Consider the following 14,694-nt stretch of genomic DNA (forward strand, 5'->3'; position numbering starts at 1 on the left):
TTGATGATTTATATTCACATATATAACGTGCAATCAAGCGGTTGCGCTAAAAATTACAATGCTGAGAGATTATATATGTCGGATGGCCGGACTATTCCACAAAAATTAACATTAGGAAGGCGTGGTTTTATCGCCTCTGCTCTGGCAGTATCCGCGATGGGTAGTCTGACGGGGATCGTATCGGCCTCTGCGGCGGATGGGCCCACCACTATCAGGATTGGTTTTCAGAAATACGGTACGCTGGTTCTGTTGCGTCAAAAAGGATGGCTGGAGAAAGCGCTCGAAAGTTCCGGCCATCAGGTGGTGTGGAGCGAATTCCCGGCAGGTCCACAGCTGCTGGAAGCCATGGCCGCGGGAGCGATCGACTTTGGCAGCACGGGTGAGACCCCGCCTGTTTTTGCGCAGGCTGCCAATGACAGCATCCTGTATGTCGGGGTGGAGCCTCCCGCGCCGCATGGCGAGGCTATTCTTGTTCCCGGTAACAGCCCGATCAAGACAGTCGCGGATTTACGAGGCCGTACAGTGGGTCTGAACAAAGGCGCCAATGTGCACTGGCTGCTGCTGAAGGCATTGCAGAATGCAGGGCTGATGATGAAGGACATTCACGTCTCCTATCTTGCCCCGGCGGATGGTGCAGCGGCGTTTGACAGTGGTCGGCTGGATGCATGGGCGATCTGGGATCCGTATCTCTCGTCTGCGCAGGAACGTACGGATGCACGTGTGCTGGTCGATGGAGCCGGACTGGTGGAGAATCGGGAGTTTTTTCTGGCTGGTCGCTCTTTTGCACGCAAAGCGCCCGGCCTGGTGCGTGCGGTACTTGATCAACTCGCCCTCTTGGATCACTGGGCAGAGACGCATAAGGAAGAGGTCGCCCTGACGCTTTCAGCAGGCACCCGTCTGCCGTTGCCTGTTGTGCAACGTGCGGTGAAGCTCCTGCCGTTCGGGGTGTCCCCGATCACGCCGGATGTCGTCGCCTCACAGCAGGCCATTGCTGATGCTTTTGCGGATCAGCATCTTCTGCCGGGCCGGATCCGGGTTGCCGATGCGGTCTGGCATGAAGGCCAGTCTGGCTGAGCCTTGTCAGTCCTGTTGGTCCGGCAGAACATACGGAACGGGCATCAACTCCATCCGGCCCAGAATAGCGCCGGTTTCGGTTTTGGCGGGGATCACCAGTATCGTCTCCGCCATACCGGTCCGCAGGGCGCAGACCGCTTTTTTCGGGCAGACGCCGAAACAGCCTGTTTCAGCCACGTGGATGGTGCGGCGTAGGCCCAGCTGTCGTAAACCGGTTTTCAGGGCGGTTTGCAGGCTGTCACGCGCATTTTTCCCGAAACCGCGTTTTCTGAGCTTTTTATTGCACTTGGCACAGATCAGCAGAACATCATGCCATGGTGTCGACACGGATTTGATCGGCCTGTCAGCCATGGTGCATGAGCCTTAACTGAGTGTGGGTAAAAAGAGGGGTATCATGCAGACCGCCTCGCCCGCATGGCGGCGGCAAGGGTACCGTCATCCAGAACATCCAGCGCCCCGCCAATGGGAATCCCCTGTGCCAGCCGCGTGACGGAGACCCCCATTGGTCGCAGTTGCTCGGCCAGCCAATGTGCAGTGGTGGCGCCATCAACAGTGGCGCCCAACGCAAGAATGACTTCGGTGACCGGGGTTGAGGATGTACGGGAAGACTCGATACGCCGCATGAGCGCGGGCCAGTTGAGGGCATCCGGACCGGTCCCGGCCAGAGCAGACAGCACCCCGCCCAGCACATGGTAAAGCCCGCGATAGATGCCCGCCCGGTCCATGGCCCACAGATCGCCGACGCTTTCGACGACGCAGATCAGTCCATTTTCCCGGGTTGGGTCAGTGCAGACAGAGCATGGATCAGCACTGTCCAGATTGCCGCAGACCCGGCAGGTTTTGACGGCGCGGGCAGCGTTCTGCATGGCGGATGCAAGGGGCAGCAACCGGGTCTCCGGCTGCTGCAACAGGCGCAGGGCGGCCCGGCGGGCGCTGCGCGGACCAAGTCCGGGCAGTCGGGCCAGTAAGGCGATCAGTTGCTCCAGTTCCGGTCCGCCCATGCAACTCCCTTACCGGTGCTGCCGGATGACAATCTCATTCGGATAATAACGGTTCAGCACGAAGGACCGTTTCAGAACGGCAGCTTCAAACCGGCGGGAAGATTCAGCCCTCCTGTGACTTTCTGCATTTCTTCGGCGGCCATCGTCTCAATTTTTTTCTTGGCATCGTTATGCGCAGCGACGATCAGGTCTTCCAGCATCTCGGTTTCCGCCGGATCGGCCAGTTTCGGGTCGATATGCAGGCGGCGCATTTCGCCCTTGCCATTCAGGGTCACGGTGACCATGCCTGCGCCGGCTGAACCTTCCGCCTCGACGGTTTCCAGTTTGGCCTGCATTTCCCCCATTTTCGCCTGCATCTGTGATGCCTGTTTCATCAGGCCTGCCAGATTTTTCATTCTTGTTGCTCCAGAAGTGGTTAAGACTGTTCTGATTGTGTCGACCGATTGATCCCCGGAAAGGCGTCTCCGGAAGGATCATCGGCCAGTTCTGCATCCAGCGGTGCAAAGCCGGGTCCGTCATCGGGGTCGCCTGGTATTTCATCCAGAGAATCGAACCGGTCGCCATGTCCGCCACCCAGCATGGGGGAGGGGGGCATCATGCCCGGATCGGCATGGGTTTCCCGTGTCAGCCCGTAGACATCAACGGTGCTGTCGATCACCGTTCCCAGCCGCGCACCGGGAAAAGCGTTCAGAATGGCACGGACAACAGGATGGTTGCCGGCCTGTGCCAGCCGGGATTCGCCTGCGGCCCGGCCCTGTTCTGCCAGAGTGGGTTCTCCGGGGGCAGAGGACAGGGCAATGGTCCAGCGCTGACCATTTGCTTCACCCAGCAGTGCTGCAAGCTGGGCAGGAAGATCACGCGGCACATTACTCTCAAGCCGCAATTCGATCACCGGCGGCGCAAAACGGACCAGATGAACATTATGCAGCAGATGGGCGTGCAGCATTGCTTCGCGGCGTGACTCTACGAACTGCGCGACATCCCGGAAACTGTGAAAGACCGGGACGGGAACATCGGGTACGGAGTCAGCCATGGCTTGCGGCTGGCGCGCTGTGGCGGCGCTGCTCCCCCCGGACATACCGCCTCCGGCAATGGCACGAAAGCCTGCTTGTGAGGTGGGTGAGGGTGATGACGGTGTGGGCGGCGCGGCGCCCCCCCCTTGATGAGCCGGGTGTTGGCTACCCGCTCCGCCGGTCAGGCGTCGTACCAGCTCTGCGGGGGGCGGCAGATCGGCAACATAACACAGGCGGATCAGCACCATTTCCGCGGCAGCACGCCGGTCCGGAGCGGCCTCGACCTCCGCAATGCCTTTCAGCAGCATCTGCCAGGCGCGGCCAAGCACCGGCATGCTAAGTCGATCTGCCAGAGCACTGCCCCGCAGTCGTTCTGCTTCCGCCATACCCGGTGCGTTGCGCAGCTCAGGAATGGTTTTCAGGCGGGTCAGCGTATGGATCAGCTCCAGCAGATCCTGAAGCACCATGCCCAGATCGGCCCCCCGTGCATGAGCGGTGTCGGTGACCGCCAGAGCACTGGCGGTGTTGCCTGCCATCAGTGCTTCCAGCAGATCGAGCACCATGCCGCGATCCGCCAGACCCAGCATGTCTGCGACCTGTGCCTCGCTGATGGGGATGCCGGGATCGTTCTGGGCGATGGCCTGATCAAGCAGGGACAGTCCATCCCGCACTGATCCATCGGCGGCACGGGCGATCAGGGCAAGGGCCTGCGGGCTGGCGCTGACGCCTTCCTGTTCCAGAATCCGGCTGAAATGCGCGCTGAGCACCGCCGCATCAATGCGCCGCAGGTCGAAACGCTGGCAGCGGGACAGTACCGTGACCGGGACTTTCCTCAGCTCCGTGGTGGCGAAGATGAAGGTGACGTGCGGCGGTGGTTCTTCGAGAGTCTTGAGCAGCGCGTTGAAGGCATTGCGTGACAGCATATGCACTTCATCGATAATGAAAACCTTGGTGCGAGCCTGCAATGGCCGGAACCGGGTGGCCTCGATGATCTCGCGCACGTCATCCACACCGGTACGGCTGGCGGCGTCCATCTCCACGACATCAGGATGGCGGTCAGCCAGAATGGCGGTGCAATTGGGGCATACGCCGCAAGGATCGGCGGTGGGACCACCCTGACCATCGACCCCGGTGCAGTTCAGGGCGCGGGCGATGATGCGGGCGGTGGTGGTCTTGCCGACTCCGCGCACGCCGGTCAGCATGAAGGCATGGGCGACGCGGTTCAGCGCAAAAGCATTGCGCAGGGTCCGGACCAGCGCATCCTGACCGATCAGGTCATCAAAATGGCGGGGGCGGTACTGACGTGCCAGCACGCGATAAGGCTGCGCAGGGGCGTTCTGTGCAGGAGAGGCAACCGCGGCAGAGGCATCGCCGAACAGGCCTGGGCCGGAGGGCTGTTCCGGTTCAGGCAGCGTATCCCGGTAGGGATCGGTATCGGGTGATGATGGATCGACAGGGTTCACACGGAGATCCAGGGAAGCGGGCCGCCATCCTCTGGCGTAACGTTATCCGGGGTGGGAGACCGGACAAACGACCCGGGCGGAAACTCGTTGCGGCTGCTGCCTTCCGGCCCTGACCGGGTTGGCGAGGCGCCCGTCCGCCGCCGATCTCCCATCCCCTTCTTACCCTGATCCGTGCCGGATGGCCAGAGATGACGATGCCGGCGCCGGGAATGGTCTTGACGATACGGTTCCGAACCATTGTTTTCCTGGTCTGCATCCATGCTATGCCGCCTTTACTAAGGCAGGCAGAGGCTGCAACGCTGACGGAGGGGGACAGAGTTCATGTCGCAATTGCAGGCTATGGCCGATGTTGTGCTGCATTTGCTGCGGCAATTGATCGGTTTCGCCATGCAGGTGACAGGGGCGCTGGTTGGTTGGCTGGAAAACGGCATGCGGACGCTGGGGCTTGGGACGGAACTGCGTCTGCTGGCGCTGGTTCTGATCGCCGGGTTGCTGCTGGCGGCTTCGCTGCATCTGCGGCGTGGCGCGGCGCGGGTTCTGCTTGTGGTAGCGGCTGCTCTCTTTGCGTTGCGGGTGGCGCTGGTGCTGCTGCCGGTGCATCACTGATGCATGATGCAGGCATATGCATGAGCGCACCCCCCTTGCCTCCGGGGGCAATGAGAAGCTAACCCCGGATAACCGGTGACCAGGGATATTCAGACCATGGCTGTCAAGGATGTGAAGAAGGTCGTTCTCGCCTATTCCGGCGGGTTGGATACCAGCGTGATCCTGCGCTGGCTGCAAACGACGTATAACTGCGAGGTTGTGACCTTTACCGCTGATCTCGGTCAGGGAGAGGAGCTGGAGCCGGCCCGCCGCAAGGCCGAGATGTTCGGCGTGAAGGAAATCTTCGTCGACGATCTGCGCGAGACCTTCGTGAAGGATTTCGTGTTCCCGATGTTCCGCGCCAATGCGGTTTATGAGGGGCAGTACCTGCTCGGCACCTCCATCGCCCGTCCTCTGATCGCCCAGCGCCAGATCGAGATTGCCGAACTGACCGGTGCCGATGCGGTGGCGCATGGTGCGACCGGCAAGGGTAATGATCAGGTGCGTTTCGAACTCAGCTATTACGCGCTGAAGCCCGATGTGAAGGTGATCGCCCCCTGGCGTGAATGGGATCTGACCAGCCGCACCAAGCTGCTCGAATTCGCCGAGGCGAACCAGATTCCCATTGCCAAGGACAAGCGTGGCGAGGCCCCGTTCAGCGTCGATGCCAACCTGTTGCACTCCTCATCCGAGGGCAAACTGCTGGAAGACCCGGCGGAGGAGCCGGACGAGATCGTCTATCAGCGCACGATCAGCCCGGAAGCGGCCCCCGACAAGGCTACCATCATCACCATCGATTTCGAGCATGGTGATCCGGTGGCGATCGACGGCATTCGCCTGTCCCCCGCCACTCTGCTGGCGAAGCTGAACGAGCTGGGCAAGGCCAACGGCATTGGCCGTCTCGATCTGGTGGAAAACCGTTTTGTCGGCATGAAATCCCGTGGCGTCTATGAAACGCCGGGCGGCACCATCCTGCTGGTGGCGCATCGCGGGATCGAGAGTATCACGCTCGACCGTGAAGCGGCCCATCTCAAGGACAGCCTGATGCCGCGCTATGCGGAGCTGATCTATAACGGCTTCTGGTTCAGCCCGGAGCGCCGGATGCTTCAGGCCGCGATCGATGAAAGCCAGAAGAGCGTGACCGGTCGCGTGCGGTTGAAGCTCTACAAGGGCAACACCATTGTGATCGGCCGTGAAAGCCCCAACAGCCTATATTCCCTGAAGCATGTCACGTTTGAGGACGATCAGGGTGCCTATGATCAGGTCGATGCGCAGGGCTTCATCAAACTGCAATCGCTGCGTCTGCGGTTGGCGGCTATGGCGGGCCGTCGCGGCGGCAGTCTGTAAAAACAACATTCCCGGGAAAACGGGCGGAAAGCGGTTATGATCAACCAGATTATCGCCGGTTTTCTGCTCGCTTTCCCGGCGTTGTTCTCCATCATCAATCCGCTGGGATCGGCCCTGATCTACCAGGAGGTCACGGCGGACCGCTCAGCAGCGGAACGGAGATGGCTGGCCGGGCGGATCGGGCTTTATTCCCTGATCATGCTGCTGGTTTCGCTGTGGCTTGGCTCCTATGTGCTGGCCTTTTTTGGCGTGTCGCTGGCAGCCCTGCGGATTGCAGGCGGTCTGGTGGTGGCGGTGCGGGCATGGGAAATGCTCTCCGCCCCCGAGGCCCATGAGGAAAGAAAGCAGGAACAGGCGGCGCCTGCCTCCCCCCAATCGGCCCGTCCGCGTGATGCCGGGGTCGCGTTTTTCCCACTGACCATGCCTTTTACCGTTGGGCCGGGTACGATTTCGGTAGCGGTGGCGCTGACCGCTGCCCATCCGCCGGGAGCACGGGATCAGTTTGCGTTCATGATCGGCAGCAGTCTGGCGGGAGCCGTCATGGCGATCCTGATCTGGCTTTGCTATCGTTCCTCCGAGCGCTTCGTGCGCCTGCTCGGCACGTCCGGTGCGCGGATCGTAGCACGGATCGCTGCTTTCCTGCTGCTTTGCATCGGCACGCAGATCATTATTGCCGGGGTTGTAGATACGTTGCGGATCGTGTTTCCCGGTTAAAAAAAAGCGGGTGCCGCGACACCCGCTTTCTTCCTTCCCATGCGTCGCCGGATCGTCAGGCCGGGCGATTGGCAATCAGATCCTCCACCACGGAGGGATCGGCCAGGGTTGAGATATCCCCCAGACTATCGGTTTCATTGCACGCGATCTTGCGCAGAATCCGGCGCATGATCTTGCCGCTGCGGGTTTTCGGCAGTCCGGGTGCCCACTGGATCACATCCGGCGTGGCAATCGGCCCGATCTGCCGCCTGACCCAGTTGATCAGCTCGCTGCGCAGTTTGTCGCTGGCTTCGTACCCGTCCTTCAGGGTGACGAATGCGTAGATTCCCTGACCCTTGATGTCGTGCGGAACACCGACCACGGCGGCTTCGGCAACATCGCCATGCGCAACCAGCGCGCTTTCCACCTCTGCCGTGCCGAGGCGGTGGCCGGAGACATTCAGCACATCGTCGATACGCCCGGTGATCCAGAAATAGCCATCTGCATCGCGACGGGCTCCGTCACCGGTGAAATACAGACCTTTGTAGGTGGAGAAATAGGTCTGTACGAACCGCTCATGATCGCCATACAGCGTCCTCATCTGGCCCGGCCAGCTATCGGCGATGCAAAGACTGCCTTCGGCTTCGCCCTCCAACACATTGCCCTCGTTATCGACCAGAACCGCCTTGACGCCAGGGAGTGGCAGGGTGGCGCTGCCGGGTTTCTGGGCGATCGCGCCGGGCAGCGGCGTGATCAGATGACCGCCGGTTTCCGTCTGCCACCATGTGTCGATGACCGGGCAGCGTTCTTCGCCGACGACCTCGTAATACCAGCGCCATGCTTCCGGATTGATCGGCTCGCCCACCGTGCCGAGAATGCGCAGGGATTTGCGGGAGGTCTTTTTGACCGGCGCATCGCCTTCCCGCATCAGCGCACGGATGGCGGTCGGCGCGGTGTAGAAGATCGAAACGTTGTATTTGTCGACAACTTGCCAGAGACGGCTGCTGTCCGGGTAGCTCGGCACCCCTTCGAACATCAGCGTGGTCGCGCCGTTCGCCAGCGGTCCGTACACGATATAGGTATGGCCGGTGATCCAGCCCACATCCGCCGTGCACCAGTATACTTCGGGAGCGTGGTAGTCGAACACCAGTTCATGCGTGAAGCTGGCCCAGACCATATAGCCGCCGGTGGTGTGCAAAACGCCCTTCGGCTTGCCGGTGCTGCCGGAGGTATAGAGAATGAACAGAGGATCTTCGGCGTTCATTTCCTCTGGCGGACAGTCGGAGGAGGCTGCCTCGATCAGGGTTTCGTATCGCTGATCGCGCCCTTCCTGCATATTGATTTCGCCGCCGGTGACAGTGACGACAATCACGTTCCTGATGCAGTCAACCCTGGACAGGGCCTCATCGGCATTGCGCTTCAGTGGCACTTTTCGTCCGCCCCGGCGGCCTTCATCGGCGGTAATGAGCAGGCTGGATTCGCTGTCACGGATACGGTCGGCAAGGCTGTCGGGGGAGAAGCCGCCGAACACCACCGCATGCACCGCGCCGATACGGGCACAGGCCAGCATCGCAATGGCGGCTTCCATCACCATCGGCAGGTAGATCGTAACGCGATCCCCGCGGCCGATGCCCATTGATTTCATGACATTCGCCAGACGGCAGACGCGGTCATGAAGCTGGCGATAGGTCAGGCTGTCCTGTGTTCCAGGTTCATCGCCTTCCCATAGAATGGCGATCTGATCGCCGCGCGTTTCCAGATGTTGATCCAGACAGGCGACAGAGGCGTTCAGACGGCCATCCTCGAACCAGCGGATCGAGACATCACCCTCGAAGGACGTGCTTTTGATCAGGGTTGGTTCCCGGAACCACGGAATGCGCCTGGCTTCTTCGGCCCAGAAGGCATCGGGATCTGTCCCCGCCTGATGGGTCATCAGACTGTGACGGCGGGCATTCACATGTGCCGAATCCGCAAGAGACGGCTTCACATGAATCAGGGGCGGCTCGGACATTCATTTCCTCCGGGGCGGCTCGCGTTATCCACGCGCTCGATTGTTTGAATATATCGAGTGATAGGAAACTTTCGAGTGGTTTTTGCGCGCCTTCGCGCAACAGACGAAAATAAATATTCCTTTCCCTGTCGAATGTGTTGCGCCGCCTTTATTCCATGCCGGATTCAAGCCGTTTTTTGACCAGGGAAATCCATGGCGCATTGGCAGGTGCCTCTTTGAGGGCGCGCTCGAACATGGTGCGGGCTTCGGGTGTGACCTTTCCGGCAATCTCAGAATCTGCCTCGGCGATCCGGGCAGCGAGGCCCGGTTCGTATCGGACAGCCAGCGCCTTGCGCCATGCAGCGACGGCTTGCTGCATGTGGCCCATCCGACCTTCCACTGTGCCGAGCAGCAGCAAGCCCTGACGCGCTTCCTCGCTATGCGGGTCGAGCGACTCGATCCGTGCCCGCAGCTTTGCCACCAGATCATCGATATTCCGGGCCTGTCTCTGGGCTTCTGCCATGCGCTGTGCATAGGGGGCAGAGGGAACACGTGGCTGCCCGGATGGCCAGTAGAGCGCCAGCGCCGCCAACGGGATCAGGATCATGCAGCCCAGTACCGGCAGGCGTGCGGCAGAACGTGGCGCGATATCGATACTGGCGTCGCTGGCCAGTAAACGGCGCTGCACTTCCACAATGGCGGTGGCGTGTTCCGGTGCGGCAATGCGCCCCTCGGCCAGGTCGCGGTCCAGTTCCAGCAACTGGGCGCGGTGCAGGGCCATGGCTGCTTCCCGCTGGCCGCGCAGCATCACGGTATTTTTCCGCAGTGACCAGCCAAGTGGCGCCACACACACCAACGCCAGAGCGGCGATAAAAAGCCAGATCATGGACGGAGCAACCTGTTCAGCCGGTCTTTTTCATCATCACTCAGCGGGGGGATGGTCGTGCTGCGCTTTCTGCGGGCTGCCAGCACGATGACGGCCCCGATTCCCAGCGCAAAAACGGGCGACAGCCATAACAGCCATGTCAGCGGGGAAAACGGTGGGCGCAGCCGCACGAATTCGCCGTAACGCGCCTCCATCCAGGCAATGACCTGGGCATCACTGTCCCCGGCGGCTACCCGCTGCCGGACCTTGGCGCGCAGATCGCGGGCCAGATCAGCTTCCGAATCCTCGATGGATTGATTCTGGCAGACCAGACAGCGCAGTTGGGAACCGATCGCTTCGGCGCGGTGTTCCTGTGCCGGATCGGGCAGCATCTCCGATGGGCTGCTGACCGCCAGCCCATGCTGAACGGGCAGAAGCAGAAACAGCATGGCGCTCAGAGCCAGCCAGCGCATGGTAAGAGACCGACTCATGGATAGGCTTTCAGCAAAGGCTCAATCTGGTCCTTGATAACCTGCTCTGTCAGGGGGCCGGCCCATTTCCAGCGCACGATCCCTTTAGGATCGACGAAATAGGTTTCAGGCACGCCATAGACACCCCAGTCGATGGCGGTGCCCCCCGCTGCATCCCTGGCAATCCGTTGGTAGGGATTGCCATCTGTCTTCAGCATGGCGGCCGCGGCTTCCGGCTTATCCTTGTAGGCGATGCCCCATAACGCGATGCCGCGCTGTTTCAGAGTCATCAGCGCAGGCTGCTCGATTTTGCAGGGAACGCACCAGGACGCGAAAAAATTCACCAGCACCGGATGCCCCTGCTGCGAGAGGGCGGCCGAGGTAAACCCTTCCGGAGAGGGAGTCTGCGCTGGCAGATCAAAGACCGGAACGGGTTTGCCGATCAGCGGGCTGGGGACGCCGCGCGGATCGAAATGCCCGTCCTCCATACCATGCAGCATGCCGAGAAACGCGGCACCGGCAGCAACGGCCAGTACCAGCGGCGCGGAGAGCAGCAACCGGCGTGTCCAGACAGGCCGTGAAGGTGGTGGTGGGGTGGTCATGGAATGTTACTCTTCTGACGCTATCAGGCGTGAACGGCTCGGCTGCGGGCAGGGGCCCCCACACGTAACCGGCGGTCGGTCAGGGACAGGCATCCACCAATCGCCATGACCAGCGCGCCCAGCCATATCCAAGGAGCCAGCGGATTGACATGCAGGCGCAGGACGGCAGTGCCATCCCGTTCCTCACCCAGCACGGCATACAGGTCACGCAGGCCGTTGGTCTGGATGGAGGTATCGGTGGTATTCTGTCGCTGCACCGGATAGGCGCGGCGGGATGGGGTCAGCACGGTGACGAGGTGCCCCTGACTGGTCACGGTGATGGTGGCCACCCGGGCGACGTAATTCGGGCCGGGCGCATCGGTGATGCTGTCCAGCGTCCAGCGATAGCCGCCGAGTTCGGTGGATTGCCCCGGCTTGACCGCGACAATGGTCTGCTGGGCCATCGACATTGCGGCAATGCCGCAGATGGTGACCCCCAGCCCGGCATGGGCGATGGCTGCTCCCCATGCGGATCGTGGCACGCCGCCGAGACGGGCAAGGCTGGTGCGGAGCGGCACACGAAACAGTTTGATCCGCTCGATGATGTCGGCGAAGGAGCCAGTGATCAGCCAGCCCGCACAGCCAAAAGCCAGTGCTGGCAGGAACTGGCGTCCCATGGCCCCCCACAGACCGGCAGCGAGGGCAACCAGCGCCGCCCACCACAGCCGGGACAGGGCAGGCCAGAGCCGGGCGCGTTTCCATGGCAGCATTGGCCCGACCGCCATGGCGATGAAAACGGGAATGGCCAGCGGCATCACGGTGGCGTTGAAGAAGGGCGCGCCCACACTGATCTGCGCTCCGAACAGCAACTGCGCGAACAGCGGATAGGTCGTGCCGGTGAACACGACGGCTGCAATGGAGCAGAGCAGCACATTGTTCAGCACCAGAGAGCCTTCACGGGAAATCGGGGCAAAGACGCCGGACACGGACAGGACCGGGGCGCGGAACACGAACAGTACCAGCGCAGAGCCGATCACCAGTGCCAGCAGGCCCAGAATGAACACGCCGCGGGCCGGATCATTGGCGAAGGAATGGACGGAATTCAGGATACCCGACCGCACGAGGAATGTGCCGGACAGGGAGAGTGAAAACGTCGCGATGGCCAGCAGGACGGTCCAGATTTTCAGCGCCTCGCGCTTTTCGACGACGATGGCGGAATGCACCAGCGCGGTTCCGGTCAGCCATGGCAGCAGGGAGGCGTTCTCGACCGGGTCCCAGAACCAGAAACCGCCCCAGCCGAGTTCATAATACGCCCACCATGATCCCAGTGCGATACCGCAGGTCAGGAACGCCCATGAAACCAGCGCCCATGGACGCACCCAGCGTCCCCAGGAGGCATCGATCCGTCCTTCCAGCAGGGCCGCGACCGCGAAAGCGAACGGGATCGCGAAGCCGACATAGCCGGTGTAGAGAATAGGCGGATGAATCGCGAGGCCGGGATCTTCCAGCAGCGGATTCATGCCGCTGCCCTCCATCGGTGCAGGCCATATCCGTACAAACGGATTGCTTTCGATCAGGCTGAACAGCAGAAACCCGACCGAGGACGCCCCCAGCACACCGATAACCCGTGCCCGCAGGGCGGAGGGCAGGTTGCGCCCGAACGTCGCCACCGCACCGCCGCAGAGCGCGAGGATCAGGCACCACAGCAGAATGGAACCTTCATGATTTCCCCATGTGCCGCTGATCCGGTAGAGCAGCGGCTTGGCGGACTGGCTGTTCTGGGCCACGTTCAGCACGGTGAAGTCATTGACCACGCTGGCCCACATCAGAGCCCCGAACGAGGTGATCAGGGCCAGCATCTGCCCGAGCGCGAGCGCCGGAGCCGCCGCCATCAGCCTTGCATCGCGGCGTTGTGCACCCCAGAGCGCGAGAATGGCTTGCGCGGCGGCAAAGGCGCAGGCCAGTGCCAGCGCGAAATGGCCCAGTTCAGGAATCATGGATCAGCCGCCTGTCCTGTTTTTCTGCAGATCGGCGGTCGAGGCCGGCTTCATCCTGTACCATGTGCTGGCGGCAGGCGGCGGGCCGGAAGCAGGATTCCAGCGTCCGCTTTTTTTCAGCGCCTCGGCCACGTCTTTCGGCATATAGGTTTCGTCGTGCTTGGCCAGCACTTCGGAGGCGCGGAAGCTGCCATCCGGCTCGACCGTTCCCAGCGCGACCACACCCTGTCCTTCGCGGAACAGGTCGGGGAGAATTCCGGTAAAGGTGACCGGAACCGAGGCCTTGCCATCCGTCACTACGAATTTGGCGGCGGGCTGTCCGTTTTCGACCTCACGATGCACGCTGCCTGCCTGCACCAGACCGCCGAGGCGAATGGTGCGTCCCGCCGCGACATGGCTGTTCGCGAAATCAGACGGGGCCATGAAGAACACCAGATTATCGCTGAATGCGAACAGGGTCAGCGCGGTGGCGGAGCCGAGGCCGATGCCGCAGGCCAGCAGGATATACAGACGGCGGCGTTTGCGGGTCATGATCGAAAATTCCTGAAGCCTGTCCCACATGCAGGCAGATGCTCATGCGGGAGAGGGATGCGTATCACTAAAGGCGGGCCACTACGTATTCTGGCCGCTGCGCCGGGTTGCACGCGGGCGGGTTTCGAGCGCTGCCAGCTTGTTCCGGGCAGAGGCAAGCCGCGTCACCGTCATCAATCCCATGATCAGCGGCAGGCCCAGCGCAATGGTATAGGCCGCGATGATGAAAGGCAGATGCGTCATGGCACGCCCCCTTGCTCGGCCCGGGCGGCATTGGCCAGCAGCAGGGCGCGGATGCGCCGTTCCATGACCGCCGCCCTGATACGGGTCAGCACCAGAGCAATGAAGATCAGGGTAAAGCCGATGGCGGACCAGAGCAGCGGCCACAACATCTCGGTGGACATGGTGGGCGCACCGGTCAGGCTGATGCTGGCGGTTTGATGGAGGGTGTTCCACCAATCAACGCTGAATTTGATGATTGGCAGGTTGACCACCCCGACCAGCGCCAGAATGGCTCCGGCGCGGTAGCCGCGTTGCGGATCGTCAAAAGCGCGCACCAGCGCAATATGGCCCAGATAGAGGAAAAACAGCACCAGAACCGACGTCAGGCGTGCATCCCACACCCACCAGGCTCCCCACATCGGTTTGCCCCACAAACTGCCGGTGGCAAGGCAGATAGCGGTGAACATGGCTCCTACCGGGCTGATCTCCGCCGCGGCAAGATCAGCCAGAGGATGCCGCCAGACCAGAGAGGCGGCGGAGGCGGCGGCCAGCGATGCATATCCCATGGAACCGAGCCAGGCGGCAGGCACATGGATATACATGATGCGCACGGTATCGCCCTGCTGCCAGTCGGCGGGGGCATAGAACAGTCCCCAGACCAGCGCGAAGGCAGTGATGAGAATTCCTGCCACGGCCACTGGCGGGACGATTTTTCCGGCGATGCGCAGGAACCGGCCCGGATTGGCAAAGCGATGCAGGTTGGGTTTCGCACGCATCTCCCTACCCGGTCCGGGCATGGCGCGGCCTGAAGGATTTTTCCCCACCGCGCCTTCCGGCAGCGCGTTCCGGTGAGTATCCTGAT

16 protein-coding genes and 1 other RNA gene are annotated in these 14,694 nt (G+C 61.8%); 4 read left to right on the forward strand and 13 right to left on the reverse strand.

The annotated features are described in order from the left end of the window. Positions 1-75 precede the first annotated feature (75 nt). The gene (locus tag GbCGDNIH8_RS01290; RefSeq protein ID WP_072571809.1) at positions 76-1,074 is read left to right on the forward strand and encodes a sulfonate ABC transporter substrate-binding protein; all 999 of its coding nucleotides are present in this window, start codon (positions 76-78) and stop codon (positions 1,072-1,074) included. Between the two features lie 6 nt (positions 1,075-1,080). On the opposite strand, the gene GbCGDNIH8_RS01295 is transcribed toward GbCGDNIH8_RS01290, so the two are convergent. From GbCGDNIH8_RS01295 to ffs, 5 genes are all read right to left on the reverse strand, one after another. Beyond that, the gene (locus GbCGDNIH8_RS01295; protein ID WP_072571810.1) at positions 1,081-1,425 is read right to left on the reverse strand and encodes a hypothetical protein; all 345 of its coding nucleotides are present in this window, start codon (positions 1,423-1,425) and stop codon (positions 1,081-1,083) included. Positions 1,426-1,466: 41 nt separating this feature from the next. Next, the gene (recR, locus tag GbCGDNIH8_RS01300) at positions 1,467-2,075 is read right to left on the reverse strand and encodes a recombination mediator RecR (RefSeq protein ID WP_072571811.1); all 609 of its coding nucleotides are present in this window, start codon (positions 2,073-2,075) and stop codon (positions 1,467-1,469) included. 71 nt (positions 2,076-2,146) lie between these two features. Next, positions 2,147-2,470: a YbaB/EbfC family nucleoid-associated protein gene (locus tag GbCGDNIH8_RS01305; RefSeq protein WP_072562584.1), complete on the reverse strand. Its 324-nt coding sequence runs from the start codon at positions 2,468-2,470 to the stop codon at positions 2,147-2,149. Positions 2,471-2,490: 20 nt separating this feature from the next. Then, positions 2,491-4,551 carry a DNA polymerase III subunit gamma/tau gene (locus GbCGDNIH8_RS01310; protein ID WP_072571812.1) on the reverse strand — a complete coding sequence of 687 codons (2,061 nt, stop codon included), beginning with the start codon at positions 4,549-4,551 and terminating at the stop codon, positions 2,491-2,493. Positions 4,552-4,602: 51 nt separating this feature from the next. Further along, positions 4,603-4,700, reverse strand: an RNA gene (gene ffs / locus GbCGDNIH8_RS01315) — signal recognition particle sRNA small type. A 172-nt stretch (positions 4,701-4,872) separates the two neighbouring features. Between ffs and GbCGDNIH8_RS01320 the strand changes: the two genes are divergently transcribed. From GbCGDNIH8_RS01320 to GbCGDNIH8_RS01330, 3 genes are all read left to right on the forward strand, one after another. Further along, positions 4,873-5,157, forward strand: a complete 285-nt coding sequence (locus GbCGDNIH8_RS01320; protein WP_157692509.1) for a hypothetical protein — start codon at positions 4,873-4,875, stop codon at positions 5,155-5,157. 96 nt (positions 5,158-5,253) lie between these two features. After that, positions 5,254-6,483, forward strand: a complete 1,230-nt coding sequence (locus GbCGDNIH8_RS01325; RefSeq protein ID WP_072573504.1) for an argininosuccinate synthase — start codon at positions 5,254-5,256, stop codon at positions 6,481-6,483. Between the two features lie 36 nt (positions 6,484-6,519). Then, on the forward strand, positions 6,520-7,197 hold the full coding sequence (locus GbCGDNIH8_RS01330) for a MarC family protein (RefSeq protein WP_072571814.1): 678 nt from the start codon (positions 6,520-6,522) through the stop codon (positions 7,195-7,197). A 55-nt stretch (positions 7,198-7,252) separates the two neighbouring features. On the opposite strand, the gene acs is transcribed toward GbCGDNIH8_RS01330, so the two are convergent. The 8 genes from acs to GbCGDNIH8_RS01365 all read right to left on the reverse strand — a co-directional run bounded on the left by acs (position 7,253) and on the right by GbCGDNIH8_RS01365 (position 14,629). Then, positions 7,253-9,187, reverse strand: a complete 1,935-nt coding sequence (acs, locus tag GbCGDNIH8_RS01335) for an acetate--CoA ligase (protein WP_072571815.1) — start codon at positions 9,185-9,187, stop codon at positions 7,253-7,255. A 148-nt stretch (positions 9,188-9,335) separates the two neighbouring features. Next, on the reverse strand, positions 9,336-10,052 hold the full coding sequence (gene ccmI, locus GbCGDNIH8_RS01340) for a c-type cytochrome biogenesis protein CcmI (protein WP_072571816.1): 717 nt from the start codon (positions 10,050-10,052) through the stop codon (positions 9,336-9,338). Beyond that, positions 10,049-10,522: a cytochrome c-type biogenesis protein gene (locus GbCGDNIH8_RS01345; protein WP_408874680.1), complete on the reverse strand. Its 474-nt coding sequence runs from the start codon at positions 10,520-10,522 to the stop codon at positions 10,049-10,051. The genes ccmI and GbCGDNIH8_RS01345 overlap by 4 nt, the downstream gene beginning before the upstream one ends. Next, on the reverse strand, positions 10,519-11,103 hold the full coding sequence (locus GbCGDNIH8_RS01350; protein ID WP_072571818.1) for a DsbE family thiol:disulfide interchange protein: 585 nt from the start codon (positions 11,101-11,103) through the stop codon (positions 10,519-10,521). Before GbCGDNIH8_RS01350 ends, GbCGDNIH8_RS01345 begins: the two co-directional genes overlap by 4 nt. Positions 11,104-11,126: 23 nt before the next feature. Continuing rightward, entirely contained in the window at positions 11,127-13,079 is a 1,953-nt protein-coding gene (locus GbCGDNIH8_RS01355) for a heme lyase CcmF/NrfE family subunit (protein ID WP_072571819.1), read from the reverse strand. Between the two features lie 3 nt (positions 13,080-13,082). Beyond that, positions 13,083-13,610, reverse strand: a complete 528-nt coding sequence (gene ccmE / locus GbCGDNIH8_RS01360; protein WP_072573505.1) for a cytochrome c maturation protein CcmE — start codon at positions 13,608-13,610, stop codon at positions 13,083-13,085. An 81-nt stretch (positions 13,611-13,691) separates the two neighbouring features. Continuing rightward, on the reverse strand, positions 13,692-13,853 hold the full coding sequence (locus tag GbCGDNIH8_RS12775; RefSeq protein ID WP_157692510.1) for a hypothetical protein: 162 nt from the start codon (positions 13,851-13,853) through the stop codon (positions 13,692-13,694). Further along, positions 13,850-14,629, reverse strand: a complete 780-nt coding sequence (locus GbCGDNIH8_RS01365) for a heme ABC transporter permease (RefSeq protein ID WP_072573506.1) — start codon at positions 14,627-14,629, stop codon at positions 13,850-13,852. The genes GbCGDNIH8_RS12775 and GbCGDNIH8_RS01365 overlap by 4 nt, the downstream gene beginning before the upstream one ends. Between the last annotated feature and the right edge of the window lie 65 nt (positions 14,630-14,694).

It is taken from the genome of Granulibacter bethesdensis (assembly GCF_001889545.1).
Taxonomy (GTDB): Bacteria; Pseudomonadota; Alphaproteobacteria; order Acetobacterales; family Acetobacteraceae; genus Granulibacter; species Granulibacter bethesdensis_B.